A 26,589-nucleotide genomic window follows, 5' to 3' on the forward strand; every position below is an offset into this window, starting at 1 on the left:
CGGACGGGGAGGGCGGGGTCGGCTGGTCTTCTTCGGGTCATGGCAGGGCTCCGGTGAAGCGGTTGCTGAGGAGATGGTCCGCAGGATCGGCGGTTTGGTTCGGCCGCCGATCCGTGCTAGGCGCAGGCCAGTTGGGCGCCGTGGTTCTGGATGAGGCGCAGGCCGAGGGCGACGGCGTCGGCGAGGGTGTCGGTCAGCGGGTGGCCGGCGGCGGCGAGCTTGGCGGGGTGGTGCAGCCCGCCGGTGTGCAGCACCGCGTGTGCGCCGTTGGCGTGGGCGGCATCCGCGTCGTCGACGGCGTCGCCGACCAGTAGCACCCGGTGTGCCTGCTCGGTGAGGCCGAGGGCTTCGAGGTGAGTGGTGAGCGGGGCGGCCTTGGTGCCGCCGGAGGGCCCGGTGCGGCCCTCGATCCGGGTGAAGAAGTGGCCGATGCCGGCCTCCTCGACCTCGCGCACGAGGGTGTCGTGCGGGCACAGGGAGAGCAGCGACTGGGTGTGCCCGGCCTCGTGCAGCGTGGTCATCAGCTCGACGGCGCCCTCGCGCACGCGCACCGGCTGGGCGCGCAGGTGGTCCAGGAAGGCGTTGTCGCTGGAGATCCACTCCTGCTCGGTGATGGTGCGTCCGAGCAGGCGGGCGTAGAAGCGGGGGATCGGCACGGTGTGCTTGGCCCGGTAGGTCTCCCGGTCGACCGGCACGCCGCCGAGGGCGGGCAGGGTGGCGTTCAGTGCGGAGACGTGGTCGTCGAGGTCGTCCTTGACCGTGCCGTTCCAGTCCCAGACAACGTGCATGCGGGCGTTGGGAGTTGTGGCGGCGAAGAGGGCGGTGTTCACGGCGGTGTCCTTCGGGGTGGTTAGGAGGAGAGGCGGTCGTTGAAGCGGTGGAGCAGCCACAGCGCGAAGGCGGCGCCGGCGAGCGGGACGGCGGCGACGAGCAGCGGGACGGCAGCGAGGGAGGCCAGGGCGGTGCCGGCGGCCTGGCCGATGCCGATGCAGGCGATCAGCCAGGCGAACGCCTCGGTCGATTCGCCTTCGGGGGCGAGGCGGTCGACGGTGAGGAACGCGGCGGTCAGCAGCGGTGCGAGGAAGGTGCCGGGCAGCACGGCGCCCAGGACGGCGACGGTCGGGGCGGGGTCGGGCAGCAGCGGCAGCCATCCGGCCGCGAAGCCGACCGAGGCGGCGACCAGGTGCCGGGTGGGGGCTCCGGGCCAGGCGTGTCGGCCGTAGGCGAGGCCGCCGAGCATGCTGCCGATGGACAGCGCGGCGGGCATCACCCCGGCCAGCCACCCGGCGTGGTGGCGCTCGGCCGCCGACAGGGCCAGGACGTTGACGGCGCCGAGCGCGACACCGGTGCCGATCAGCGCGGCGAACAGCACCCGAAGACCCGGCACGCGCAGTGGACCCGTCCAGTGCACCGCCTCGGTGAACTCCGCAGGCCGCCAAGCGCGTGAGGGCTGGGAGGTGACAACCAGGCCGGTGCCGAGCAGGCCGAGGGCCGCGGTCGCCACCAGCGCGGTGGTCGCTCCGGCACCGGCTGCGAAGCCGGTGGCCAGCAGCGGACCCGCGACGAACACCAGGCCCTGGGTGCTGCTGTCCAGCGAGAGCGCGGTGCGCTGGCGTCCGGCGTCCGGCAGCAGCACCGGCCACAGAGCCCGGAGGCCGGCCTCCAGCGGAGGCGTTGCCAGCCCTGCGGCGAGCACGGTGAGCGCGGCGAGCACCGGGTGGCGCACCGGACCGGTGCACGGCAGCAGCAGGAACGCCGTACTCGCGGCGGCCGTGGCGGGGACGAGGACCCGGCTCTGGCCGTGGCGGTCGACCAGGCGCCCGAGCAGCGGCTGCCCGAGCGCGCAGGCAAGGCCGTACAGGGCACCGAGGGCTCCGGCCAGGGCGAGCGGGCCGTGCTCGGCACGCACCAGCAGCAGGATCGCGATCGGCGCCATGCCGGTGGGAAGACGTCCGATCAGGGTGCCGCCCAGCAGGCGGGCGACGTACGGCGAGCCCAGGACAGCGCGGTATCCGCTGTCCTGGGTGGGGCCGCAGGCGGTGGTGGTACTCAAGGAGAAGGTCCTTCGGTCGTACGGCCGGCGGCGCGCGGGCGCGCCGGACCGGGGCATGCGCAGGCATGACAGCCCCCTCGGGTCGGTGCGGCTGCGGGCAGAAGAGTCCGCGGATTCCGGGATTTGGTACGGCCGGGAAAAAGAGGTAGAAGCCCCTCACCCGGCACGGCAGCGGGCACAGTGAGGGAATGGAGGAGCCAGCAACTCCAATGCGCGCTTGGCCTGTTGGGGAACGACGCCGTTGCCGAGCGCGGTGAGCTGGGCCGGGCGGCCGAGTCCGGGGGTGGCGGTCACCCAGCCCGCCTCAAGCCCTTGCATCCACTCGACGAACTCCGCCCGGAGCTTGCCGCCCTCGTCGGTGGCCGCCGGCGCCGGGCGGGTGAGCGTCTCCCATCGGGCGACTGCTCCGGCGTACGGTCCCCACCGTCCGGGGTCGAGCCGTCCTGCGGCCACAGTGGCAGAGCCACCGCTGCCGAGACCGGCGAGGGCCGGCGCCGGGAGGAGCGTGAGGCCGGGTTCCGGGGCGAGGAGGGCCGCAGTGAAGCTGCTGCTGAGGGCAGGGTCAGGTCCCCGCCGCCGTGCCGCTGGTTCGGCGAGCCCTTGATCCCGTCCGACGCTTTCGGAGTAGGAAGCAGCCACTCCACCTCGTCCGCCAGGTTCGGGCCGTGGCCGCCGCGCTTCCTCTTCTCCGGGTGCTGCGAGCCGCCGTTGGAGCCGATGTTGCTCGTCGGGGTCTTGAGCAACGCCGTGGTCGGCGGGCCAGGCGGTGAGGAAGACCCTGGCTCGGTGGTGGGGCGCACCGACGTCGGAGGCGCGAAGAACGAGCCACTTCGCGTCGTACCGAAGCTCGGCCAGGGTGCCGAGTACGGCGCCAAGTGCCCGCAGATCAGGCTGGGTTGGGTCATCTCCCAGACACCACGGGCAGCGTTCCACGTCGCCAGCGGAGGCGGCGACGGCGGGGGAGGTGAGCAGTCCTCGTACATTCTCGACCACCAGGAGGTGCGGGCGCAGGGCCTCGACGGCGCGAGCCACGTGCAGCCAAAGACCGGATCGGGTTTCGGAGTTGAGCCCGGCGCGGCGGCCGGCGACCGAGACGTCTTTGACAGGGGAAACCCGCCGTGAGGACGCAGACCCCCGGGACGGTGGACCAGTCGATGGTGGTGATGTCGCCCAGGTTCGGCACGCCGGGCCAGTGACGGGCGAGGATCGCGGACGGGCCGGGCTCGGTCTCGGCGTGCCAGGCCACACGGCCGCCGAGCGCGGCCTGGACACCGAGGTCGAGCCCGCCGTACCCGCTGCACAGGCTCCCGATCAGCGGGCCGGGGCCAGCGTGCAGGGCGAGCGACTCGTCGAAGGGTGCGTTCACGGGTGGTTCCTGAAGCAGAGGACAGTGGTGGCGAGGGCAGACGGGGCGTGTCCAACCGGCGGCAGGACGGAGAGCGGGTGCATGTCAGCGGCCCCGGACGCGCAGGGTTTCCGGCTTGGTGGTGCCGGGGGCGGGTGCGGCCTGGTGGCGCAGGCGCGGTGGCGAGGCGAGGAGGGCAGCGAGTTCGTCCAGGGCGGCGGGCTGGTCGTGCGTGAGCTGACCGGCGAGCTGGCGCAGCGAGCCGGCGGCGGAGACCAGGGTGGTCTGGGCGTCGAGAAGGTCGAGGTAGACGCTCATGCCATCGGTGGGCAGATGGACCGGGCGGGTCCGGGCGATCTTGTGGCCGGTGGTGATGAGCGTGGACGAGGCCACGGTGATCGCGTGTGCGATCACGGGCGCGACCAAGGCGTCGCCGAGGACGGCGCGATGGTGGGCACGCGCCTGGTCGGGCTCAAGAGCGCCGGTCTCGTTGACGTCGCCGGCACAGGAGAGGACGTACTGCTGCAGGCCCGCGAGAGCAGTCAGGACGTCGGAGGCCGCTTCGGGGGCGGGCAGGCGGCTGGTCGGGTTCAGTCGGGCCAGGTGCCGGGCGGCGTCGACGAGCTGGTCGGCGAGCGCGTGGAGCTGCTCACGTTCGAGGCGGTAGGGGATGAAGTCCATGGTGGCGGGTTCCAGGGTGGAGGGACGGGGATTGGTTCAGCGCGAGCGGGCAGGGGCGCGCTGGATTGCTGCGGTGGCAGGCACGGCGATTGCGGTCGGGGTCGGGGCCGGAGCGCCGGGAGAGCGTGCGAGGGCGGCCCGCTGGACCTTCACGGCGGGTGGGGAGACGGCTGAGGCAGCGGTCCGGAGGGTCTGGGCAGCTTCGGCGAGGTCGTCGCGCGCTGTCTCGACGGCGAACTCGATCATCTGCCCGGCGACGGTGTGGGCGTCCTCGTAGCCGGCATCACCGCGCTTGCCGGCCGTTCGGGCGACGAAGGCGATCTGCTGGGCGACCGTGCCGAGAGCGGACGCGGCCTGGGCGACGCTGCCGATGGCGCTGGCGAGCGCCTCGGCCGTGTGGACCGTGTGCTCCTGCGGTGCGACTGCGCCCGCATGGAACAGGTACTCGTCGCCCATCGTGATTATGGATCCGCCGAGTTCGGCGATCTGGCTAGCCACGCTGATGGGGTTGGGGAGACGGAACGGGGCACTGACCTGGGGCAGTTTGGCGCGTTGGGCGTCGAGCCCAGCCGCCGTGGAGTGCAGCAGCAGTGCTTCCGACATCGGGCTGTTCACGGGGTGCTCCGGAGGCGGTGGGAGGGTGCGGTGCGGGCGGGCGGCGTGGTCGCGGTGCCCGTCCTGGACAGGGCGGTGGCGGGCGGGGCGGCCCTCGCGGCGGGCTGTGGCTGGGGGCTTCGGGACAGTGCCGCGCGCACCCGGGCCGCAGGGTCAGGGCGTACCTCGGTGGCGTCCTTCTCGGCTGCCGTGGAGGGGAGTTGGTTGGCCGTGCGCCAGCGGGCGCGCACCTCGTCGAGTGGGCCGAGGGCGTGCAGGGCCTGCCCGATGAGTCGGCCGGGCGCCAGCGCCTCGGCCTCGGCAAGCGTCTTGATCTTGGTGGCGGCCCCGGCGGCGGCGCGGGCGACGGAGGAGCGGATGACCTGGTCGCCCAGCCACTCGGCCGAGCCCGCCCCCGGGCCGCCGAGGAGACTGTCGACCTGTTCGCGCGAGAGAGTGCCGTCGGCCAGCAGGCCGCGCCGCTGGATCTCCCACAGGGCGGTCACCTCGTCGATCGGCTCGCCCCGATGGTGGAGGGAGCCGAGGCAGCGGTAGATCTGGCCGTGGCCGGCGTCGACGAAGTCGCCGGGCCGCAGCCAGTCGTACACCTCGGCCATCGCTTCGGGCTGATTGACGAGGACGGCCAGGAGGAACTGCTCGTCCTCGGTCTCCCTGGGCCCGACCGGTGACGCCGCCGTGCTCGCGACAGGACCGGGCGGCGGAACGGGACGGGGCTCGGTGCCCCAGCGGCGGGCGAGGTCGCCGAGCACGCTGGTGAGGGCATCGGCGTGGTGCAGGACGCCCTCGACCTGGTGCTGCTCGGCATCGATGCGGGCGACGTGCTCCAGCCGGACGGCGTGCTCAAGCACCGTGCGGTGGATGGACCCTTCGAGCACCATCCGGCCGTACACCGGAGCATTCTGCGGGCGCGGGCACGCGGCGATCAGGGTGAACGGGTACGAGGCGTTCAACCCGCGCACCTCGCGGCTCGCCTCGGCGACCGTGTCGGTCACCCACGAGAGCGGCACTGTCCCGTCAGGTTCCCGCACGGGACGCTGACCGTTGCTCAGGGTCCGCATCGCGGCGAACAGGGCTCGGTGAGCCGGACGGTAGAAGTCGGCGGGCGTCAGCCAGGCCAGCGTGTCGAGCTGGGCCGGGTCGAGGAGGACCGCGCCGAGAAGAGCTTGCTCGCCCTTGAGTAGTGCGTCCATCACCGCCGCTTCCCCTTCCGCTTCTTCCGGGCGGCGGTCTGCTTGTCCCGTAGCCGGTCGACCTCGCGGTCGGCAGCGGCCATCGCGGTGGCGAAGCGGTCCAGCTCACCGGTGAAGACGGGGTCGGTGGCCAGGATCGAGCCGGTGCCGGTGATCAGCCACCACTGGCCGCCCCGGCGGACGACCGGCGCTCCGGCGAGGGGAGCCGAACGGCTGAGGGCGGCAGGCGAGTTGGTGTCGGACATGAAGAGACCTTCCGGAGTCGAGGCGGAGGAGGGGGCGGCGCCGGCCTGAGAAGAGGCGGGTTCCCGGTCGGCGCCGCCGGTGGGGGGTGCGTCAGGCCGAGAGGGTGAAGTCGTCGCGGTCGGCGGTGGCCTTGGCGATGGCGCGTTCGGTGATGGCCTTGGTGGCGCGGGCGGAGGCTGGGCCGATCTCCTTGGCGGAGCGCTCCTTGTACCAGGGCTTGAGGTCGAGCATCGCCACCCGCATGCCGGTCGCGAAGAGCAGGATCTTGCCCTTGGGCAGCGCGCGGATCTCGTCGGGCGGCAGGATGCGCTCGGTGCGCATCGACACCGAAGTCGACTTGCCGCTGCCGGAGTCGGACACAGAGACGGTCTGCACCTCGTGCTCGCCGATCTGCCTGCTCAGCCGATCGGCGAAGTCCGCGTCGTCGATGCCCGAACCAATGATCTTGGTGGTGGCCGCGCTCCAGAGGGCATCCATGCCGGCCTCGCCCCAGCAGCGCTGGCCCTGGCGGTAGGACTGCAGGATGGTGATCGGGATGACGCCCCGGCTGCCCAGGTGGGAGTAGAGGTCCGGCAAGTCGCTGATGCGGCAAACGTTCGCGGCCTCGTCGAGGACGCACAGCGCGGGCGGGTCGAGTCGGCCGCCGGAGCGTTCGGCGACGATGACGGCCGCGCGCATCACCGCATCGGCGGCAGCCGCGATGATCGCGCTGGCGGAGCCGCCGCCGTCCTTGCTCAGCAGGAACAGCGTGTCGCGGGAGGAGGCGAAGTCGAAGGGCTTGAACTCCGCCAGGCCCGGTGTGGGGGTGACCCAGGCGGCGATCTCCGGGTCCAGCAGGCAGCTCGCGTACTGGCGCGCCGTCTCGTAGATGCCGTCCCGGGTCTCGGTGGCGCCGGTGACGGTGCCCTGGAGCTGGGCGGCGACCGCGTGGTGGCCGGCGTCGGTGAGCAGGTCGACGGGGGTGCGGTCGGAGGGGGAGGCGAGCCAGGCCAGGACGTCGGTGATCGGGCGGCGGTGGCTCGCAGCGGCGAGGAACAGCGACCCGAGGGTGTTGCTCGCCGCGGTCGACCAGAAGTCGGAGCCGCTGGACTCGTCGACGGAGGCGGTGACGAAGTGTCCGGCCAGGCGCTTGGCGCCGGCGAGGTCGCGGGCGTCGGCGAGGATGTCCCACCACATCTCGCGCGGATGGTGCGCGATCTGCTGCGGGTCCATGGTCCAGACCGTGCCGACCTTCGCGCGGGCGTCGGCACAGGCGGTGAAGGCGTCGTTCGCCGCCTTGTTACTGGTCAGCAGCACCGGGCCTGGGGCGGCGAGGATCGCGGGGATCGCGATGCCCGAGGTCTTGCCGGAGCGGGGCGCCATGATGGCGACCATCACGTCCTCCCAGCTCGCGCGGACCTCGGCCCTGCCGGGGGAGAGCGTGCCGACCAGGATCCCCCGGTCAGCGGGGGCGATCTCCTTGTGGTCCTTGAGGCTCGGGCGCAGGCTGCGGGCCTTCTGCGTGATCTCCTTGTCGAGGAGCGGGGCGATGTCCGCCTTGCGGGCCATGCCGCTCTTCGCGCCAGCGCGGCGGCGCAGCCACAGCACCAGGACGGTGACGGTGATGGCGAGGGTGAGGGCGCCGGGGACGATGCGGGCGCTGACCAGGACGGAGGTCGGGTCGAGGTGGGGCCACAGCCGGTCGGGGTGCAGTAGGGCGTCGGCGACGCGGAACGGCGCCCAAGGGCCGGACCCCACGATGTAGTTGGCGAGGTTGCCGGTCAGCCAGGCGAGGGAGCCGAAGGCGATGGCGGCGCCGACGACGGCGAACAGGAGGTAGAGGAGCGCGTCCGTGCCGGTGGAGGTCGACGGCGCGCCGGTGCGCGAGGCGGGCAAGGGAGAGTCCAGGTGGGTGCGAGCGGGCGGTGGGCGGGGCGCGCTCGGCTCTCGAACGGATCGTCACGGGGCTGCTCTCCATCGGGGCGAGGGTGAAGGAACGTTTCAGCGGCTGCGGCTGCTCGGTCGCTCGGACGCCCGCGCCGGTGGGGCCGGCGGCTGCTGCACGGTGGCGGTCACGCGCGTCGCGGGGGAGGTGGCGAGGGCTGCCGCGCGCCGCAGCTCGGCGGGGTCGTCCATGCCGTCGAGAGCGACGACCAACTCCGACTCGATGGCGACGCGGTGCTGCTGGACGCCAAGCAGGTAAGCCGCGCCGGAGGCGGCGGTCAGCTGGTCCGCGCGGGGCCGCTCCGGCGGGAGGCTGTAGGAGGCGGGGTTGCCGGGGTCGGGTGGGGCAGTGAAGCCGAACTGGCGCAGGGTGCGGTCGACGAGACCAGGGGCATCGGTGCGGCAGTCAGCCCAGATCCGGTCGTCGCCGCCGCGGTAGATCTCGACGTCGGTGCCGTAGGTGTCGGCGAGGTTTCCCATGGCGGTCGGTCCTCTCGGTGCTGCTGTCAGCGGGTACGGCGCGGTTGCGCGGCCGGGGCCGTGGTCGGCGCGGCGGTGGGCTCGGAGATGGTGGACGGCTGGGGCACGCGCCCGGGAGAGCCGGCGACGGCTGCCTGACGGCGCTGGGCCTCCGACGTGGGCGGCGGCACGCTGCCCATGACGTCGTGCAGCAGTTCGCGGGTCCGCAGCACCGGCATGGTCTCCGAGTGGCCTGAGCGGCTCGGCTCGGCGGGGCAGTCGGGGATCCTCGCGGTGGCGGTCTCCAGGTCCTCCCGGACGGTGAGGAGCGCCTGGTGCGCGGTGGCCAGTCGTGCCCACGTGTCGTAGGACAGGTTGTAGCCGGGGGAGGCGAAGTCCACCCTGGCGCGGGCCCAGTCGGCCCCGGCCGCGACCAGCTCGGTCAGCTGCGTCAGCGGGCCGACCAGGGCGCTGGTCGTCTCCTCGAAGATCGCCGCCACGTCACCGGGACTCGCGTCCTCTTCGAGCCGGACGACCATGCCCGGCAGCGAGCGGGGGTCGGCGGTGGGCGGCGGTATGTAGCGGACCTGGAGTGGCTCGCCGGCTGCGAGGGTCTGCTGGTCGCGGTGGGCCAGGCGGATGTTGTGCTGCATGGCGGCGCCGACCGTTTCTCCGATCGACGAGTAGTGCTCGGGCACCAGTGCTCCCAGGAAGTAGTGACGGGCAGGGACGTTTCAGCGGGTGCGGACGGCGGGAACTGCCGCTGCGGCCGGTACGGGTGTGCGCCAAGCGGCGGGCAGATCCGGGGCGTTGGCGGCGGCCGGGGCGGTGGTGCTGCGGGCGAGCGCGGCGCGGGTGCGCAGGTCGTCGGCACGGTCCGCTGGGTCGGACATGGCGCGCTGCACTTCGTCGACGGCCCCGGCGAGTTCGGCCTGGGCGGTGACCAACTGGTCGGACGCGAAGCCGAACCGGTCGGAGAGCGCGAACTGCTCGGGGTCGAGTTCGGTGATCTGCTCGGAGGCGATCTCCAGCGCCTCCTGGAGGCGCACCAGCATCCCGTCGTCCGGGTCGAGCAGCTGGTCGAGCGCCCCGGCGAGTTCGGCGAAGTCCTTGGCGCCGCGCAGCTCGTCGGTGAGATTCAGGATCTGCTGACCTGCGGTGCTGAGCGGCTCGGTGGCGAGATTGGGGTCGAGGTCGACGGTGTAGCGGGCGGCGCGCAGCATCTCGGTGGCGTGGGTGGCGACGGAGGCCCGGTCGGCGGGGTCGGTGGTGGTGGGCAGCCGGTGACGGCGGCCGTGCCAGTCGTCGATCTGCTTGAACCCGGCGTGGCGGAGCAGGGTGGCCGACAGGTCGTCGCCGGCGCCGGTGGCGACGACGCTACCGCTGGGCTCGGCGCTGATGGTGATGGAGGGCATCCGGTGGTCCTTGGCGGTGGTGACGGTACGGGTGAGGTGGCCGAGTTCGGCGGCGATGCGGGTGCACTCGGCCTGCACGTGGAAGGGGTCGCGGTAGGTGTTGTGGATGTATCCGTCCTCGCGCACGACGGTGGCGACGACGTGCACCGACCGGTTGCCGTTGCGGATGGCCGCCCACCGGCAGCCGTTCGGGTCGCCGGCGGGGGCGAGCCCGGTCGCCGAGACGAGACGCCGGGCGACATCCGCCCACTGGGCGTCGCTCAGGTCCGGGTGGCGCGGGTCGGAGCGCACGGAGCACATCCACACGGGGCGCGCGGGTGCCCGGGAGCCGATCCGCAGGGCGGGGGCGTCCAGCACGCCGCCGCCGAGGACCTCCTGCGGGTCACCGAACAGCGGCAGTTGTTTGTCGGCGCCTCGGTAGTCGGCGCCGATCAGCCGGGGAGGCAGCCGGTCGCCCGGCTCGTCCAGGCCGTACAGGGCGGGAATCAGCGCGGCCGTGGTGGTGGCGCGCTGCAGGTGGGCGATCACGGCGTCCCCTTCTCGGACGGGCGGTGCCCGGCGAGCGGGCTGACGGGGACAGAATCCGCAGGATCGGGGGTTTGGCCCGGCCGGAGATCGGTGGTAGAAGCCGCGCTCGGGCCGGGCCGTCCATCACTCCTCGCCGAGCCGCTTCGGCGAGTTGAGCTTGTGGTCCGCAGCGAAGCGCTCGCAGGCGTACTGGGCGAATCGCTCGTCGTTGTGCAGCCTGGCCCAGCTGCCGTCCTGGCGGATGACGGTGGCGACGATGTCGAGCCTGTCGGCGGTGGAGCGCACAGCCAGCCAGCGGCAGGAGTTGGGATCGTTCTGGGGCTGGATGCCGGTGGCATTGAGCACCTGCTGCAGCAGGTGCCACCAGTGATCGTCGCTGAGGCCGGACTGGGTGGTGTTGCGTATCGAGCAGTGCCAGGTCAGGCGCTGGGAGGGGGTGTGGCCGGTGCGGGGCTTGCGAAGCGCCCGCGGTTCGTCCAGCAGCGCCGCCAGGTCCCGCAGGTCGTAGACCTCCTGATCGGGCGGGCCGGGTGACCACGTAGCGAACAGGCTCGGCTCGAAGTCGGGGTCGTCGTTGAGCGCGTCCAACGTGTTCAGCAGGTCGAGGGTGCTCTCGGTGCGCCGGACGGTGCACTGCAGCGGGTAGGTAGCCATGGTGCTGTGTTCCGAATCGTGGTGCGGTGCGGGGAGTTGGGGCCGGTGTCCTGCGCCGGGCAGGGCTCCGGTAGGTCACATGAAGGGGTTCTCGGTCGGCCGGTCGGCGTCCACGGCGGACTCCAGCAGTTCTTCCAGGTCGCCCGGTTCGGAGGTGCGCTGGTCGATCCACCAGCCCGCGCGGGTGATCGTCCGCGCCTGGTCCTCGATCCGTTCCCACTCGGACTCCGGCATGCCGCCGTCCAGGACGAGAGCGGTGTAGGCGGCGGCGAGGACCTGGTGGCGGCAGCGCACGCCCCAGGCGATGCCCTTCTCGGTGCCCTCCAGCGGCGGCATCCGGTACTGCGCGGACCAGGCTTCCGACTCGGCCTGTTCGGCGGCGCGCTTGGCCTGAAGCCAGGCGGCCTTCTCGGCCTCGTCGCCGGCCTTCGCGGCGCGCCAGCAGTCGGTGCAGTCCTGCTTGGCGAGCCAGTCGGCGAAGCCGGCGCGGCGGTCGGCCGGCCGGTCGCTGAGGTCCCGCTCGCTGTCGTGCCCGCAGGCGTGGGTGATTTGCCAGACCTTCTTCACGGCCATTGCTCTGCTCCTTGGTAGGGATGGGGATGGGGTGGTCAGCGGGCACGGGCGAACGCGATGCGCGGGTCGACGGCCGCCGGAGGCGGACTCACGGCGACGGCGGTCGACACGGCGGCGGGTGCCTTGAGCACGGCCTCGTTGACGCGGAACTTGTGCGTGGTGAAAGCCTGCTGGGCCGGTGCGCGGCGGGCGGCCAGGTCATCGGCGAGATGCGGCTGGACCGCGACCTGCAAGTCGCCCGCACGGTGCATGGCGGTGGTGGCGGCGGCCATGCGCTCCAGCGACTCGCCCCGCTCGACGGTGACCGGCAGGGTGTAGACGTCGAGGACGTGGTTGAACCGCCAGCCGTGGTCTTCGAGGATCTGACCGCCGCGCTCGACCGCGTTGATCGTGTCGGCAGTGGCAGCGACGACACCGAGCTGGGGGTGCTCGGCGAAGGCGACGTCCGGAGCGGTGTCCGGGGCCGGTTCGGTGGCGGGCAGCCGGGAGCGGGCCTGTTCCCGGGTTCCGGTGTTCTCGCTGGGGGTGAGCGCCATGTCGGTGTCGACCCGGTAGCCGGCGCCGGTGAGGAGCTTGGCGGCCCAGGCGGCGCGGTCGGGGGCTTCTCGGTGCTGGTCGGTGAGCGCGTACAGGCGCGGGTTGTCGGGCAGTTGCTGGAAGTCGAGGCGTTCGAGGAACCACTGGGCGGCGGCGTTCTGGGTGGGGAGGGAGGCGACGATCCCGTGGTTCGGGTGGTGCCCGATGGCGACGTCGGGCAGCTGGGTGGGTGCGGCGGTAGGCACGGTGGGGCTCCGCGTTGCTGGTTCGGACGGTGGACCGGTGGGTGAGGCGCGGTCTGCATCGGCGGGGCACAGCGGTCTTCCTTCCTGGACAGGGGTCAGCGGCGCGGGCCGGCAGCGCGTACGGCGCCGACCGGGGAGGCGAGGACGGCTTCGGCCGGGTGGCCGGTGAGGGTGCGGGTGGGGGTGGGGGAGGTGGCGAGCGCGGCGAGCACCCGGGCGTCGAGGCCACCGGCCGCGACCAGGGCTGCGGACCGGGGCCGATTGGGGTGGGCGGCGTGCCGGTCGGCGAGGTCGCCGCGCATCGCCCGGATCTCCCGCACGTAGCCGTCCGCCATGTCCGCGATGTAGCGCAGGCGGGCCGCGTAGTGCGGATCGGCGGCGCCGCCCAGCCCCTCCCACCAGGAGGCCGTCTCCTGCAGGACCGCGACGGTCTGGTCGAGGACGCCGTCACCGGGTGCGGTCAGCTCGCTCAGCGCGTCGACTGCCTCCCGGGTGTGGCCGGCCTCCGCGATGGTCTCGCTGACCTGGGCCAGCGACCGGGCCGGGGGCAGCGACGGCGGAAGGCTGTGGTCGATCAGGTCCGCCGGGCACGTGAAGCGGTAGCCGGCGGAGCGCAGGTAGTCGACGGCCCGTGTGACGGCGACCCGGCGCTCGCCGGGGTCGACCATGGCAGCGGGAAGCCGGTGGTGGGTCTCGTGGATACGGACGACGGGGATGAACCCGGCGCGGTGCAGTGCGGACTCGGCGCCGTCGCGTACGGCCCGGACCTGCTCGCGGGACGGAACGCCGAGGTCGTCGAGGTGCTCGTCGACGGCGGCGAGCAGCTTGGACACGTCTCCCGCGTTGCGGGCGTCGGGCCCGTTCAGCCTGCTGTCGTAGACGACTTCGAACAGCTCAGGGTCGTCGGGGCTGGAGTGATGAGTCACTAGCCAGTCTGGTGCGGTGTCGTCCGTATGGCCGGACTGCTCCGGCGAGATCACGAGGCGGCTGCCGTCAGGCAGACCCGCGTCGACGATGTAGTCGTCCGCCCCGAAGTCGACTCCGGTCTCAAGGCCCCGCTGAGCGAGGGGGCGGGTGACAGGGAGATAGCGCCGGGCCGGACCGGTGGCGTTGCGGTCGGTCAGGGTGTCCGGGCCGTAGACGTGAGCGGTGACACCGAAAGCGTTCTCGGTGAACAGGACGGTCAGATCGGCGGGTTGCATGGTGTGCTCCTGGTGGTGCGCGCCCCGGGGCGCTGGGGGCGGGGCGCTGATGATGCCGGGGACCGGGGACTTGGTCCGGATGCGAAGCGGTGGTAGGCGGTTACCGCGTGCGGCGGGGTGTGCCGAGAACCGGCGGGAGGGGCGGAGCAGGCGCCACCGCGAAGTCGCCTCGGGGATGGCCGGTGCGGGCGAGCGCGGCCTTGACCTGCTGCTCGCGGTCCTGCACGGGCTGGGCGACCCTGGGTGCGACGTGCGCGGCGAGCGCGAGAAGCGGGCCGTCCCTGAGCGGTGCGGCGGCCTGCCACGCCTCCTGGTTGCGCAGCTCCACGGCGCGGTCCCGGGCTTGCTGGGCCGTGGGATGCCCGGGGAGGAAGCAGTCCATGGCGTCCTGCCAGCCCTCCCGGATCTCCCGGAGCCGCCCGAGGGCCCTCTCGGATTCGCCGAGCCGTCGCAGCGCGGGGCCGGTGACGGGGTCGAGGTGGTCCTCGACGCGGGCAGTTGCCCGGATGCCGGCCACGAGGTGCGGGCCCTGGTCGGTGAGCGTGGTGATGTAGCGCCAGGCCGCACGGTTGCGGCCGGCCTCGGACTCGAAGCTGCCGGCCTCCCCACGGCGGCTCCAAGGCATGTCGGTTCCGGGGATGTAGACGGTGCTCAGTCGCTGCAGGCCCTCGGCGGCGAAGGTGAAGGAGTTCGTCCGCGCCTGCCAGGCGGCCTGCCGGTAGCCGGGCGCGAGGCGGTCCCGGACATCGGCCGCCACCGTGGCCGGCGTCGCGTCGGTGGGGAACACGATGCGGGCCGGGGGCTTCATGCCGCCGAGGAGGCTGTCGGGATCGTCGTCGGGCCGGGCAGCGCGGACCACCAGCTCGTGGCCGGGGCGCGGCCGTACGGCGAGGAACCGCTCACCGCCGGGGCCCGCGAGGAGCAGGGCGGTGTGCGGGGCCGAGACGCTGTCCCACGGCGCTGGACCTCCACCCCAGAGCCGCTCGCGCAGTTCGACGAGATCCCGGCCGGGGTTGAGGGGACAGGGCTGGACGGACCACCCGGGCAGGTGCTCGGCCAACTCGGCGGCCAGCGGCGGAACGGGCACGGGGCGGCGGGGCCGGTCGGGCAGTGCCCGGCCGTCCTCGTCGAAGTACACCCGTACGTACGTCTCCTCGCCGAGTTCGCTGTCGACGCGGGCATCGCAGGGCTTGAACACGGCGGAGGAGGACACCCACTGTGCGCCGTCGCGCTGGGTGGAGGTCAGTACGGGGTGCCAGTTGGCGTGAAGGGCGGGGCGCTGGTCGGGGCGGGCGGCGACCAGCTGCTCGAACTCCGTGAAGTCGGCCGCCGTGAGATGGGCGTGGTCGAGGTAGGACACAACGTCGTTGATAGACACTCGGGTTCAGGATTCCTGAAGTCGGGCCGGTCAAGCGGCCATGCGGAAGTCGGTGTCGTACAGCTGCTTCTCCCTGGAGTGGAGTAGGTGCTGCACGATGAAGCTCAGGCTGGCGACCTTCCACAGGCCCCGGCCGCGGGTGAGGGCGGCGATGGCCTGGGCTTCGACGCCGGTCAGACCGAGCAGAGCCATGGCGGCGGGGATCTGGTCCGGTTCCTGCCGGTAGATGATCCGGGTGCTGCAGTCGGCGAGCAGGCCCTCGGCGAGCACGCGACCACGCGATCCGGCGTCGCCCGCGGACAGCAGATCCGAAAGGCGGTGCAAGATCAGGAGGTTGGCGATGCCGAGACCCCGCGACAGCTTCCACTGCTGCTGCATCCGCTCCAGCAGGCCGACGTGCCGCATGATCCGCCACGCCTCGTCGTAGATCACCCACCGGCGACCGCCAGCGGGGTCCGCGAGGGCGGACTCCATCCACGCGCTCGCACAGGTCATGGCCAGCACCAGGGCCGTGTCGTCGCCGCTGCTGCCGAGCCGGGAGAGGTCGATCGAGAGCATCGGCGCGTCCGGGTCGAACGTCACGGTGGACGGCGCGTCGAACATGCCGGACAGGTCGCCGTGGACCAGGCGGCGAAGAGCGTGGGCGAGGTCATCGGTGGCGTGGCCGAGGCTGCCGGCTTGGTCGCCGAGGGCGGCATCCAGGCGCTCAGGTCGCCCGAGAGCCTGGGCGATATCGCCGAGAAGCGGCACCGTGCCCGTCGCCTCGGCGTCGGCGACGGCCAGGTCGAGCGCGACGTCCAGGCCCGTGTGCTCCATCGGCAGCAGGTCGCGCTTGAGCACGGTGGCCGCGAGGCTGGCCAACAGCAGGAGGCGCCGCTTGCGGACCTCGGCGGTCCAGTCCTCCTCGCTCACCCCGTCCGGACGCTGCGGTGCGTCCAGCGGATTCAGCTTGCCGGGCAGGCCGGGGCCGAGCGCGATCGTCTGGCCGCCGAGGGCCTCGGCCAGGCCCGACCACTCGCCCTTCGGGTCGGACGGGATGTAGATCTTGTAGCCGTGGGCGATGGCGCGGGTCGCTATGGACTTGGCGAGCGCGCTCTTGCCCATGCCGATGATGCCGCACAGGATCCCGTTCGGGTTCGTGAACCCCTCGATGCGGCCGGAGTTGTAGAGGGCGAAGGGGTCGTAGCAGAACGAGCCTTCGGCGTGGAGGTCGCGACCGATGAAGATCCCCTCGGCGCCGAGGCCGGCCTCCGCGAGGAAGGGGTAGGCCCCGCCGGCGACAGCGGTGGTCATGCGGTGCTTGGGCAGGCGGATCTTGCCGCCGCGCGCGGAAGCGGGACCGGGGCGGCCGGAGGCTGGGTAGAGGGGCCGCAGTTCGGGGTCGGCGGCCTCGCGCTCGCGTCGCACGGTCGGCAGGGTGGCGAGGCGGGCCTTGGTGCGGGCCTCGGCGTACCCGGCACGGGCGGAGCGCCGGTCGGCGCGGCTGGTCTTGCGCGGGATGAACAGGTGGGAGGCGGTGGCGCGGTTCCTGGGCATGATCACGGATTCCGGGGGTGAGAGTCAGCGGCGGACGAGGCCGGTGAACGGGGCGTGCAGGTCGGCGGGGGTGGTGCGGCGGCGGACCAGCTGCGCGGTTTCCTGGTGGCGGCGGCAGATGGTCAGCTCCGGCGCGCCCTCGGGAAGGCGGGCGCGGCACGCGTCGGGGCCGGGGACCTCACCGCTGCCGGGCCGGGGTGAGGCGTGGTAGGCGGCGTGGAGGTGGTCGGCGGCCTGCCACAGGCGGGTGCGGGCGGCCTTGAGGTGGTCGCCCTCGGCAGGCAGCAGCGGGGAGGTGCGCTGGGTGTGGGCACCGAGGAGGCCGTGCAGGGAGACCAAGTGCTCGTGCAGGCAGTCGAGTTCGGCGCGGGAGGCGACCAGCGGGCCGGTCGGGACGTTGAGCGCGCGATGGAAGTCGATCGCGGCGGTCGCGTACGGGACGAAGTCCTGCGCGGTGGCGGGGGTGGCCGGCATCAGGGTGCTCTTTCAGAGGGAGGGCGGGCCGGCATCAAGCGGCGAGGGCGAACGGCAGCGCGGAGGCGGTGAACGCCTCGGCCTGCTGCCAGGTGAGCGGGCGCAGGTCGAGCTGGGCACCCACGGCCGCGGTCTCCACCACGGCGCAGGCGGAGCGCAGTTCGTCCTCCGTGTCGGCGGACACGGTCAGCAGCCCGGTGAGGGCGACGTCGGCGTGGCCGGCGATCAGCTGCCGCTCGCGGTCCTGGATGTCCTGGTACTCCACCGAGTCGGCCTCGCTGGCCACCTGGCCCTTGCGGGCACGCTCGGCCGAGTCCGCGATCACCGACGCCTTCTTGCGGCGGACATCGCGCATCGCTGAGTCCAGGTCCTTCGGCTCGTAGGCCAGTGAGACGGTGCGGCGCACACCCGAGGCGAACATCAGCTGGTGCAGGAAACCGGGGTTGACCTGCGTGCGGGGCCAGTTCTCCACCCAGTAGGTGGTGTGGTGGGCTGAGTCGGTCGAGATGTGGTCGGCCTTCTCCACCACGACCACCGGACCGGCGGCGGCCGGGTCGGCGGCCGGTCGCCCGTCCTCGGACCAGCGGTCCAGCGCCGCACGGGACTTCGGGTCATAGGCGGTACGGGCGACGGCGGCGATCTCGTTGGCGTTGAGCCAGCCGGTCGGGTTGAGGCCGGCGTTGCGGGCGGACTGCTCGAACGCGGAGGTGAGCTGGGCCAGGACCGCGAAGCCGCCGGTCAGGCCGCCTCCGGCCTGGTTGATCAGCCGCCGGGCGGCCTTGAAGTCCATGGCGACGGCGACGTATGCCTCGTGCGGAGCGGCGGCCGGACCAGCGCCCCGGATCAACTCCCCGTACAGCTCGCCGGCGAGCGGCGCGTCGGGGTGGCCGTGCTCCTCCCAGTAGCGGCGAAGCGCGTCGCCGGTGTCAGGGACGGTCCGCTCCACCACCTGGATCCGGGCGACCTGGCCGGTGCGGGCCAGCGCCGCGAGCGCGCGGCCCCAGCCGTTGACGTTGGCGCTCTGGGTACCGGGGTCGAGGAGGGCGTAGGCGCGGGAGGAGACCTTGACGATCGCGGTGAGGGTGCCGGCGTGCGGGTCGTGGACGGCGCCGTAGCGGCGGTCCGGGGCGGTGACCACGCGCAGGCTGGCTGCGCTGCCGGGAAGGTGGAGCAGACCCTCGCGCACCGGTCGCCGGGAGGGGCGGGCGAGCCAGATCAGCTGGCCGCGCAGGCGCCGCAGGCCGTAGCGGGCGGCGATCGGTGCCCAGTCGGCGAGGGTGCGGCCCCGGTAGCGGATGAACACCAGCGCGGCGACACCCGCCCACAGGGGTATGAGCTGCAGGGCGCCGGTGACGCCCCGGGTGGTGAGGACGGCGAGCAGCAGCAGGCCGGTGATGGCGCAGGTGATCAGCTGCGGCGCGCTCAGGCCGAGCAGGATGCCTCGGCGGCTGCGGTGGGGGAACTTGACGGACGCGGGAGCGTCGGGCGTCGAGGAGGACATCGGGGTTCCAGAGGGGTGAGCGTGCGGGCGGTGGTCGGGGGCTCGGCGTTCTTCTGGACGTCATCGCGGGGCTCCTTCGAGAGTTCGGGCCGGGGGCCCTGGGGCGGGCGGCGAAGGGCCGCCCGCCCCAGGAACAAGAGCCGGTCAGGAACCGGGCTCGGTGGGCCGGTTCGGGAAGACGAACCGGGACGGTGCTCCGGCCGGGGGCGGTCCGGAGCCTGCTGGCGGTGCCGGGACCGAGGGGGCCGGACCGGGCGCCGGGGGCGCGGGTGCGGCCGGGGTCGTCGACAGTTCCGGTGCGGACGGAGTGGCAGGCTGGGCTGCGGCTCCATCCTGGCCGCCGCCGGACGACGGCTGCCCACCACCAGAGCCGGAGTCGGCCCGGGTGATCAGTGCGGGGATGCCGGGCCGGGTGACCAGGGCACGTCCGCGGTCGCCGGGCGCGGCCGGGTCCTCGCCGAAGCGGAACTTCGTCGGCTGCTGCGCGGGGCCGGCGTCGATGCCTTCCTTGCTGATCCGCCCGGTCGGGTCGATGCCGGTGGAGGCACCGCCGCCGTTCATCCCGGGGACCTGGTTGGGGCCCTGCGGGGCCGGGACACCGGTGCCCATCTGCATCGCGAGGCCGGCAGCGGTCTTTGCCGCCCCAGCGGCCACCGCGACACCGGCAACGCTGGTGCGGTGCATGTCGTCGTGGCCCGAGCCGTCCGTCGCCCAGTGGATGAACTTGTAGCAGGCGTACGGGCACAGCAGCACGAGCACCATGATCACGACACCGGCCATGGCGTCGGAGAGGGCGCTCATCCCGTCATGGGCGTTCGAGTTGCCGATCGCGGAGATGCCGGTGATGAACACGATGGTCATCAGGAGCTTCGACGCCACCAGGGTGGCGGTGGCCTCGATCCAGCCGCGCCGCCAGCGCTGCGCGACCTCCCAGCCTCCGCCGGCCCCGGCGAAGCTCGCGAGGACGACCAGGACCAGGATGCCGACCTTGCGGGCGACCATCGTGCCCCAGTAGAGGAACGCGCCGATCGCGCACCCGATGGCCACCAGGGATGGGATCGTCCAGCCGAGCCCGTACATGGCGCCGAGTTCGGAGACCTTGATGATCCGCCGGATCGCGTCCTCCAACGTGGTTCCGGCGGCCTTGAACAGGCTGTCGGACAGCGCGTCGACGACCGTCACCGCAACCGAGGTGAAGGAGATCGCGCAGAAGGAGAACAGGACGCCGGTCATGGTGCCCCAGGCCGCGCGGGCCAGCGCCCGGTCGTCGCGGCGCCAGGCGGCGAGGATCAGCTGCGCGCAGAACGTGCCGACCGTGAGGATCAGGCCGATCGGCAGGATCAGCTCGTAGTTCTGCCGGAACCAGCCGGCGTTGAGGTCGATGCCGGTGGTCTGGTTGACCGCCTTCGAGGCGAGGTTGACGGCGCTGGTCGCCAGCTCCGTCATCGACTTGGTGATCCACGCACCGATGCCGTCGGTAATGCTCTTGCCCGGATCGGAGACGAAGTTGATCGCGTCGACCGCGTCGCAGACCTGGCTGATCATGGGGACGTCGCAGACACCCATGGGGGAACCTCCTTCCTGGGGTTAGGGCGAGACGGTCGGCAGCACGCCGACCAGAGCGCAGGGACGGTCGGGGCGGCACTGGACGGCGAGGGTGGACGAGCGGTCCTCGGCCCCGCCCTGCGGGGCACCGTTCCAGGAGATCGACTGCTTGCCGGTGACGGTGACGGCGTAGATGTACGCCTGCTTGATCGCCCCCGGATCGGCCTGCAGCGCCCTGGTGAACGTGTCCGGGAAGTGCGCCTCGTCCGCGGTCGCGGTGGCGAGCTGGCCGGAGTCGGCCATCCGTCCCCACAGCAGCGGCGAGGGCACCAGGCGGTCCACCGAGCCGGCGTCCGCGTAATTCCCCTCGGCCGTCAGCCACCGGTGGAGGCCGGCCACCAGCTCCGGCTGCGAGTACGAGCGGGTGTCGTACGACCACAGCGCCACCGCCGCAGCCTTCGCGTAGCCGATCGGATCGTGCGTCGACGGCGGCGACGGAACCGAACCGGCACCACCCGCAGGCGACGCCGACGCGGAAGCGCTGGCAGCAGGCGAGGAACTGGCCACCGGAGAAGCAGGTTTGGGCGTGGATCGGGTGTCGCGGGTGAAGTACGCGAGCGCGCCGGCCAGGACGACGAGGACCACCAGGACCACGAGGCCGAGCAGCGCCCGGCGGCGCACGCGCGATGCGCCGCCGGACACGCCTTCACGGGTGAAGGAACGATTCTGCATCAGTGGACCTGACCGCCAAGGCCCGAGAAGAACGCCACGATGCCGTTTGCCGCACCGATCAACAGCGCGGCACCGGCCGACACCAGCACGCCCTTCTTGCCGTTGGCCTCGGCCTGGTGGCCGCCCGAGTGGTGCCCCCAGGCCCAGACCCCGGCGCTCACCGCGAGCGCGCCGACGATCGCGATGATGCCGAACAAGTTGATCGAGCCCATCACCTGCTTGAGGACCGAAAGGCCGGGCAGGCCGCCCTCGTTCGGGCTGATGCCGGGATCGAAAGCGAGCTGCGTGGCCGCGTTCGCGAGAAACATGGGAACTCCAGTTCGAATATGGGCATGCGAAGGCAGCCCGGGAGGGGAGGAGAGGGAGAGGGAGGGGGAGAAGTGCCGGTCAGACGACGCGGCGGGCTGCGAGGATCTCCGGTCGCCATTCGGCGAGCGTCGAGATCTTGACCACGTCACCCGTGTGCGGGGCCTGCACGACGAGCCCCGAGCCGATGAACATCCCGACGTGTTCTGGCACGGCGGCGGTGCCCCGGGTGAAGAGCAGGTCACCGGGCTTGAGGGCGTCCGCCGAGACGGCCGTGCCCTGCTTGACCTGGTCGTAGGTGGTCCGCTCCAGGGAGACGCCGGCGGCCTTGTAGGCCATCTGCATCAGCGAGGAGCAGTCGCACCGGCCCATCGGGTCCGGCCCGTGCGAGTTCTCGCACGTCCCGCCCCACTGGTACGGGGTGCCCAACTGACCGAGCGCCCAACGGATCGCGGTCTGGACCTGCTGGGGGGCGTCGGTCGGAATCGTGTACCCGGCCGGGAGCGAACCCGCCGGGATGGTCCCGAAGTTGGTGCCGTCGCCACCCGAGGTTCCGCAGCCGCCGGTGCTCGGCGAGGGGCTCGTGGTGCCGCCGCCCGAAGGAGTCGGCGCCGGGGTCGGGCTCCCCCCAGGCGGTGGGGCGGTGCCAGGGGTGAGCAGCGGTTCGATCGCCTTCTGCAAGGCGGTCGCCAGCGGCTCCCACTTCGCGTACGCGTCGGGGAACCCGCTGCGCTGCACCGCCTGGGCGGCCTGGGTGACGGTCATCGACTGCCAGCCGCTGACCTGCTGGAGCGCCTCGTAGAACTTCGTCGAGGCGTACACCGGCTGCATGATCTGCGCCGGCGTGCCCCAGCCCTGCGAGGGCCGCTGCTGGAACAGGCCCAGCGAATCGCGGTCCCCGTAGTTGATGTTCCGAAGTCCGCTCTCCTGGAGCGCCGTTGCCAGGGCGACGATCTGCCCGCGGACGGGGATGTGCATCGCCACGCCGGTGGCCTGGATCGTCTTGGCGTTCGGGATCTGCTCGTCCGGCTTGTCCAGTCCGGCCACGGCCGGCGCCGACAGCGGGCTCGAGCCCTTGAGGATCGACTCCACCTGCGCCGCGACGGCGGAACTGTCCACAGCCTGTGAACCACCGCCGGTCGGACAAGCCGTCGCCGACGCGTTGCCCGCGCCGACGATCACCACCGGCAGGGCCAGCATCAGCGGACCGCAGGCGAGAACGCCGACGAGCGTGCCGACGGTCTTCTTCACGGCCGCCGCCGATCACCGAAGCAGCGCAGGGCAGTTGGCAGAGGTGGATGAGGGCACGGGTGTGCCAGGGCATGCTGCATCGCAGCGGCTCCTTGCGGGATTCGTAGGAGGGCGCGGTGCCGGACTCTCGTGCGAAGAAGTCACCGGCACCGCGCCGGTCGTGAAACCGCCCACGCTCAGGGCGGGCCCGGGTCAGAGGAGTTGGTAGCTCCCGGACGCCGGTCTCGGGTCACGCGCGGCAGCCAGCCGCGCTCGTAATCTCAGCCGGAACACAGCAGCCTCCTACAGGGTCGAAACGATGTGGGCGCGGGGTCCGTAAGCAGCCCCGTTGGACGAGACAGCACAGGACAACACAGGCCGTCCCGGGCCGAGTTGGCCACCGGCCCGGTTGGCATGGCCAGACAGTAGACGCGAAAGTCGGCCGCACCAAACGACCCCCGACCAGGCCCGGAACCTCCCTCGCCGCTCGTTAGGTCCGGCCGCCGATCGCCGCTACCTTCCTCCACATCCCCGCTCCCGGCGGCTGCCGCCGGGCGCCGCCCGGAGCGGGCCCAACCACGCCCTGAAGGAAGAACCCATGAGCTACAAGCTGCACCGAGGCGACGCCCTCACCGTCCTGAAGTCCCTCCCGGACGAGAGCGTCAACGCGGTCATCACCGACCCGCCGTACAACAGCGGCGGCCGGACCAGCTCCGAGCGCACCAGCCGCGACGCCCGCGCCAAGTACGTGACCTCCAACTCCGCGCACGACCTGAAGACCTTCCCCGGCGAGAACCGCGACCAGCGCTCGTACCGCTCGTGGCTCACCGACCTGCTGACCGAGGCATACCGGGCGAGTACCGAGCACTCGGTCGCGATGGTCTTCTCCGACTGGCGACAGGAGCCCACCACCAGCGACGCACTGCAGATGGCCGGGTGGACGTGGCAGGGCACCATCCCGTGGATCAAGCCCGCCAGCCGTCCGCGCAAGGGCGGCTTCAAGCAGTCCGCGGAGTTCATCATCTGGGGCGTCAAGGGCACCCTCGACAACAGCCGAGACCTCTACCTGCCCGGCCACTTCATCGCCAGCCAGCCCCGCAAGGACCGGGTCCACATCACCCAGAAGCCGCTGGAGATCATGCAGCAGCTCGTCCAGATCTGCCCCGAGAACGGCACCGTTCTCGACCCGTTCACCGGCAGCGGCTCGACCGGCGTCGCCGCCCTACGCGAAGGCCGGCGATTCGTCGGCGCCGAACTCTCGCCGCACTACGCCGACGTCGCCGAGCAGCGCCTGCGCGCCGAGCTGACCAAGGACGACTTCGTCCTCGCCGGACCGGAGGCGTGACGGTGAGAACCTCGGACAGCCGGCACCTACCGGCCCGCAGACGCACAAGGGCGGCTGGAGCATCAAGCTCCAGCCGCCCTCGCCGTTTGGTCAGGCCGCCTGAACCGCCCGCTCGATCAGCGGTCCCGCCTTCTTGAGGTCAGCCGCCGAGGCGATCCGCACCTCCAGGTCCCCGGTGCCCAGGTGGCCGATTCCGCGCATGTCGCGCGTGAAGCCCTCCTCCAGCTCCACCGTGTCCGGGTCCAGGCGCAGGTATGCCAGGATCACTCGGTGCGAGGCGGACGGCCGGAAGATCACGCTGGCCACGTTCTGCAGCCGCCGGTAAGCGATGTAGTGCTTGAGGACGACGGTCTCCACCTCGCCCGACGCGGTGAGCACCTCGTCCAGCTCGGCGTACAGATCCCGGAGACACTCCGGTACGTCGCCGACGACCGGCAGCTCGGCCGCCTCGGCGGCAGCCGCCGGCACCGCAGGCGTGGTCGATCTGCGCGAGGCTGCCGGGCTGACAGCGGCGGAGACCGGCTCGACCCGCTGCAGGCTCAGCAGCCCGCCGTCGAAGATCCGGTAGCGGACCAGCTCGATCGGCCACTGCCGCCCCAGGTCACCAACGGCCACCCGGTCATGGTGCGAGAACCCGGCCGCGATGCACAGCGCCCGGGGCGCACGCCAGTCGATGGACTCGGCCGCCTCGGACCCCAGCTTCTCCCGGACGAGGGCCTCGAACTCGTGGTGGCTGCTCTTCACCCAGGTGAGGTAGGAGACGGCCTGGGAGACGACTCCGCTGTCGTTGCCCTTTTTGAACTCGATCACGACGGGCACGCCGTTCTCGTCCAGGCCCAACGAGTCCACCCGGCCCCGGTGCCACGGACCGGTCGGGTACTCCGACGCCAGGAACCGGATGCCGAGCATGGCCTCCATGCTCGCCTCCACCCGGCGCTGCAACTGCACCTCCAGCGCCACCGTCGAGCTGCGCAGCTCCACGTCCTGGCCGTCCGCCCCGAGTCGGAACACCTTCAGATCAGCCACCCACGCCCCCTTCGCACGACCGTACGGAGGAACCAATCCAGAAGAGGAGCGACGTATTCCTCCTCACTTCTGTCGGCGGGGTCCGCGGCTCCGCTGAGACCTTCGACTGCTGTGCGGCGCCGCCCAGCATGTTGGGGGCGGGAAACTCAGCGGTTGCTGGGAAAGGGACTTGAGACTCGGATCGTGTCTACAGTCGCTGCGCCGTCACGAACCACCCCAATCAGCGGTATCTGCCTACTCCGGTCTGACGGACCGAGCGGGACCTGACTGACGTGTGAAACGGCAGCAGGACGGTCAGCACGGTGGAGGAAGCCAGCCACCCGAGGGCACCGAGAAGCACGACGATCAGGACTGGCAGCTGCGTGCCGGCGAGGAGTCCCGTTGCGAGCGTGGTGTTCACCAAGCCTGCGCTGACTGCCATCTGCACTTCGGCGTGGTGTCGCACGAAGGCCGTGCTGAGACCACGTACGAGTGGCTTTTGTAGCGCAAGCAGGAGTGGGCACATCACCCAGCTGAGGATCAACACGCCCCACCAGGGCATCGGCGAGATGATCAGGAGCAAGAGGCAGGAGATCGCGGTCATGCCCATGGAGACGAAGAACCCGCCCGTGCCGTCCTCGTCTTCGGCCGTGGGCACGTCGAGTTTCATTCCGACGACCAGGAGCAGAGCCGCGGCGATGGCAACGGGGACCGTCCAGCGCACGGACCAGGAAGCGAAGGCGACCAGTTGAAGTCCGATCAACACGGCACCTGCCAGCGCGCTTCGTCCCACGGCCTTGTTCCTAGCCGTCCCCGGGTTCGTGGGCGCGGCCTTCGGCTCGGGCTCCGGCGGGGCGTCGAGTGGTGCGGGGTCACGCCGGGCCGGCACGGTGCTGCCCGGAGAGCGGGCTGGGGGTGCGTCGAGAACGGTCGGAGGATGTGGCGCTGCGGGCTGCGCCCACCAAGCGGTCCTAGTCGGGGCTGACGAAAGGTCCGGGGCGACCGTTGAGGGTGGCGTGGAGTGCGGGCGCTGTGCGGGGATCGCGAGCAGCGCGTCGATCGCCTCGATGACCTGGGCGGCGCTGGCGGGCCGGTCATCAGGCTCCTTCGCCAGGAGTTGGAGGACGAGTTCGTCGACTGCGGCGGGGATGGAGGCGCGGTGGCTGCTGGGGGCTTGGGGTTTCCGGGTCAGGTGCTGGTGGAGGACGGCCAGCGGCGCTCCGGTAAAGGGTGGTTGGCCGGTCAGGAGGGTGTGGAGGAGGCATCCGGCGGCGTAGAGGTCGGCGGAAGGGCCGATGTTCCGGTCGCCTTGGGCTTGTTCCGGGGCCATGTAGGCGGCTGTGCCGATCGCGTGGCCGGTGCCGGTGAGGGCGAGGTCCTCGTACAGATGCTTGGCGATGCCGAAGTCGAGGATCTTGACGGTGCCTCCGGGCAGGAGCATGGCATTCGCTGGCTTGATGTCTCGATGGACAAGTCCGGCCCGGTGGGCGGCGGCGAGACCGGTGCACACCTGCAGGATCCAGTCCAGGGCGTCTTCGATTGGCGGGAGTGCCCCCTGAGAGATGATCTCTTCCAGGGATTGCCCTTCGAGGAGCTCCATGACAAGGAACGGCGCGCGGCCGTAGTCGGGTCCAGTGCGGCCGAAGTCGTGGATCGTCACGATGTGCGGACTGCTGAGGTTGCCCGCGGCCCTGGCTTCCGCAGCGAAGCGCTCGATGCTGGCGGACGCCGGGTCGGCGCCCGTCAGCAGCTTGACTGCTACCGGGCGGCCGACCCGTTCGTCGAAGGCGCGCCAGACCTGGCCCATACCGCCGGAGCCCAGGATTGATTCCAGGCGGTACCGGTCATCCAGCCTTGCTCCGTGCATTTCC

General features: G+C 72.1%; 26 protein-coding genes and 1 pseudogene. 1 reads left to right on the forward strand and 26 read right to left on the reverse strand.

The genetic code is table 11. From position 1 onward, the window contains the following. Positions 1-116 precede the first annotated feature (116 nt). The 24 genes and pseudogenes from ACFXPX_RS10815 to ACFXPX_RS10930 form a co-directional block, all read right to left on the reverse strand. On the reverse strand, positions 117-830 hold the full coding sequence (locus tag ACFXPX_RS10815; RefSeq protein WP_380640625.1) for an HAD family hydrolase: 714 nt from the start codon (positions 828-830) through the stop codon (positions 117-119). A 20-nt stretch (positions 831-850) separates the two neighbouring features. Then, the gene (locus tag ACFXPX_RS10820; protein WP_380640627.1) at positions 851-2,053 is read right to left on the reverse strand and encodes an MFS transporter; all 1,203 of its coding nucleotides are present in this window, start codon (positions 2,051-2,053) and stop codon (positions 851-853) included. A gap of 156 nt (positions 2,054-2,209) precedes the next feature. After that, complete coding sequence (locus tag ACFXPX_RS10825) at positions 2,210-3,301, reverse strand: DNA cytosine methyltransferase (protein ID WP_380640751.1); 1,092 nt, start codon at positions 3,299-3,301, stop codon at positions 2,210-2,212. After that, positions 3,213-3,419: pseudogene (locus ACFXPX_RS10830) on the reverse strand (hypothetical protein); the annotation flags it as partial. The pseudogene ACFXPX_RS10830 and the gene ACFXPX_RS10825, both read right to left, overlap by 89 nt. An 84-nt stretch (positions 3,420-3,503) precedes the next feature. Continuing rightward, positions 3,504-4,079, reverse strand: coding sequence for a hypothetical protein (locus ACFXPX_RS10835; protein ID WP_380640629.1), 576 nt, complete (start codon positions 4,077-4,079; stop codon positions 3,504-3,506). Positions 4,080-4,115: 36 nt separating this feature from the next. Continuing rightward, a complete protein-coding gene (locus ACFXPX_RS10840; protein ID WP_380640631.1) occupies positions 4,116-4,694 on the reverse strand; it encodes a hypothetical protein in 579 nt (192 codons plus the stop codon). Further along, a complete protein-coding gene (locus tag ACFXPX_RS10845; protein WP_380640633.1) occupies positions 4,691-5,884 on the reverse strand; it encodes a DnaB-like helicase N-terminal domain-containing protein in 1,194 nt (397 codons plus the stop codon). The genes ACFXPX_RS10840 and ACFXPX_RS10845 overlap by 4 nt, the downstream gene beginning before the upstream one ends. Further along, positions 5,884-6,129, reverse strand: coding sequence for a hypothetical protein (locus ACFXPX_RS10850; RefSeq protein ID WP_380640635.1), 246 nt, complete (start codon positions 6,127-6,129; stop codon positions 5,884-5,886). The genes ACFXPX_RS10845 and ACFXPX_RS10850 overlap by 1 nt, the downstream gene beginning before the upstream one ends. Positions 6,130-6,220: 91 nt before the next feature. Next, complete coding sequence (locus ACFXPX_RS10855) at positions 6,221-8,005, reverse strand: type IV secretory system conjugative DNA transfer family protein (RefSeq protein ID WP_380640637.1); 1,785 nt, start codon at positions 8,003-8,005, stop codon at positions 6,221-6,223. A gap of 105 nt (positions 8,006-8,110) precedes the next feature. Further along, complete coding sequence (locus ACFXPX_RS10860) at positions 8,111-8,533, reverse strand: hypothetical protein (RefSeq protein ID WP_380640639.1); 423 nt, start codon at positions 8,531-8,533, stop codon at positions 8,111-8,113. 26 nt (positions 8,534-8,559) lie between these two features. Continuing rightward, complete coding sequence (locus tag ACFXPX_RS10865; protein ID WP_380640641.1) at positions 8,560-9,210, reverse strand: hypothetical protein; 651 nt, start codon at positions 9,208-9,210, stop codon at positions 8,560-8,562. A 36-nt stretch (positions 9,211-9,246) separates the two neighbouring features. Next, complete coding sequence (locus tag ACFXPX_RS10870) at positions 9,247-10,455, reverse strand: hypothetical protein (RefSeq protein WP_380640643.1); 1,209 nt, start codon at positions 10,453-10,455, stop codon at positions 9,247-9,249. A 123-nt stretch (positions 10,456-10,578) separates the two neighbouring features. Next, on the reverse strand, positions 10,579-11,109 hold the full coding sequence (locus tag ACFXPX_RS10875) for a hypothetical protein (protein WP_380640645.1): 531 nt from the start codon (positions 11,107-11,109) through the stop codon (positions 10,579-10,581). Between the two features lie 75 nt (positions 11,110-11,184). Continuing rightward, positions 11,185-11,682 carry a hypothetical protein gene (locus ACFXPX_RS10880; RefSeq protein ID WP_350574839.1) on the reverse strand — a complete coding sequence of 166 codons (498 nt, stop codon included), beginning with the start codon at positions 11,680-11,682 and terminating at the stop codon, positions 11,185-11,187. Between the two features lie 35 nt (positions 11,683-11,717). Beyond that, on the reverse strand, positions 11,718-12,464 hold the full coding sequence (locus ACFXPX_RS10885; protein ID WP_380640647.1) for a hypothetical protein: 747 nt from the start codon (positions 12,462-12,464) through the stop codon (positions 11,718-11,720). Between the two features lie 95 nt (positions 12,465-12,559). Next, the gene (locus ACFXPX_RS10890) at positions 12,560-13,666 is read right to left on the reverse strand and encodes a hypothetical protein (protein WP_380640649.1); all 1,107 of its coding nucleotides are present in this window, start codon (positions 13,664-13,666) and stop codon (positions 12,560-12,562) included. A gap of 100 nt (positions 13,667-13,766) precedes the next feature. Further along, positions 13,767-15,026: a hypothetical protein gene (locus ACFXPX_RS10895; protein WP_380640651.1), complete on the reverse strand. Its 1,260-nt coding sequence runs from the start codon at positions 15,024-15,026 to the stop codon at positions 13,767-13,769. A gap of 48 nt (positions 15,027-15,074) precedes the next feature. Beyond that, a complete protein-coding gene (locus ACFXPX_RS10900) occupies positions 15,075-16,580 on the reverse strand; it encodes an ATP-binding protein (RefSeq protein WP_380640653.1) in 1,506 nt (501 codons plus the stop codon). Positions 16,581-16,604: 24 nt separating this feature from the next. Further along, complete coding sequence (locus ACFXPX_RS10905) at positions 16,605-17,054, reverse strand: DUF6238 family protein (protein ID WP_380640655.1); 450 nt, start codon at positions 17,052-17,054, stop codon at positions 16,605-16,607. 34 nt (positions 17,055-17,088) lie between these two features. Beyond that, complete coding sequence (locus tag ACFXPX_RS10910; protein ID WP_380640657.1) at positions 17,089-18,555, reverse strand: SCO6880 family protein; 1,467 nt, start codon at positions 18,553-18,555, stop codon at positions 17,089-17,091. A 144-nt stretch (positions 18,556-18,699) separates the two neighbouring features. Further along, positions 18,700-20,121: an ATP-binding protein gene (locus ACFXPX_RS10915; RefSeq protein ID WP_380640659.1), complete on the reverse strand. Its 1,422-nt coding sequence runs from the start codon at positions 20,119-20,121 to the stop codon at positions 18,700-18,702. Between the two features lie 21 nt (positions 20,122-20,142). Next, complete coding sequence (locus ACFXPX_RS10920; protein WP_380640660.1) at positions 20,143-20,832, reverse strand: hypothetical protein; 690 nt, start codon at positions 20,830-20,832, stop codon at positions 20,143-20,145. Continuing rightward, positions 20,832-21,140 (reverse strand): DUF6112 family protein, encoded by a 309-nt coding sequence (locus tag ACFXPX_RS10925; protein ID WP_380640662.1) that lies wholly within the window; start codon positions 21,138-21,140, stop codon positions 20,832-20,834. The genes ACFXPX_RS10920 and ACFXPX_RS10925 overlap by 1 nt, the downstream gene beginning before the upstream one ends. Before the next feature lie 79 nt (positions 21,141-21,219). After that, on the reverse strand, positions 21,220-22,389 hold the full coding sequence (locus tag ACFXPX_RS10930) for a C40 family peptidase (RefSeq protein WP_380640664.1): 1,170 nt from the start codon (positions 22,387-22,389) through the stop codon (positions 21,220-21,222). Positions 22,390-22,966: 577 nt separating this feature from the next. Here ACFXPX_RS10930 and ACFXPX_RS10935 point away from each other — a divergent pair. Then, the gene (locus ACFXPX_RS10935) at positions 22,967-23,713 is read left to right on the forward strand and encodes a DNA-methyltransferase (RefSeq protein ID WP_380640666.1); all 747 of its coding nucleotides are present in this window, start codon (positions 22,967-22,969) and stop codon (positions 23,711-23,713) included. 90 nt (positions 23,714-23,803) lie between these two features. Here ACFXPX_RS10935 and ACFXPX_RS10940 read toward each other — a convergent pair whose 3' ends face one another. After that, positions 23,804-24,739: a hypothetical protein gene (locus ACFXPX_RS10940; RefSeq protein WP_380640668.1), complete on the reverse strand. Its 936-nt coding sequence runs from the start codon at positions 24,737-24,739 to the stop codon at positions 23,804-23,806. Between the two features lie 220 nt (positions 24,740-24,959). Beyond that, positions 24,960-26,585 (reverse strand): protein kinase, encoded by a 1,626-nt coding sequence (locus ACFXPX_RS10945; RefSeq protein ID WP_380640753.1) that lies wholly within the window; start codon positions 26,583-26,585, stop codon positions 24,960-24,962. Positions 26,586-26,589 lie beyond the last annotated feature (4 nt).

Source organism: Kitasatospora sp. NPDC059146 (genome assembly GCF_042786665.1).
Classification (GTDB): domain Bacteria; phylum Actinomycetota; class Actinomycetes; order Streptomycetales; family Streptomycetaceae; genus Kitasatospora.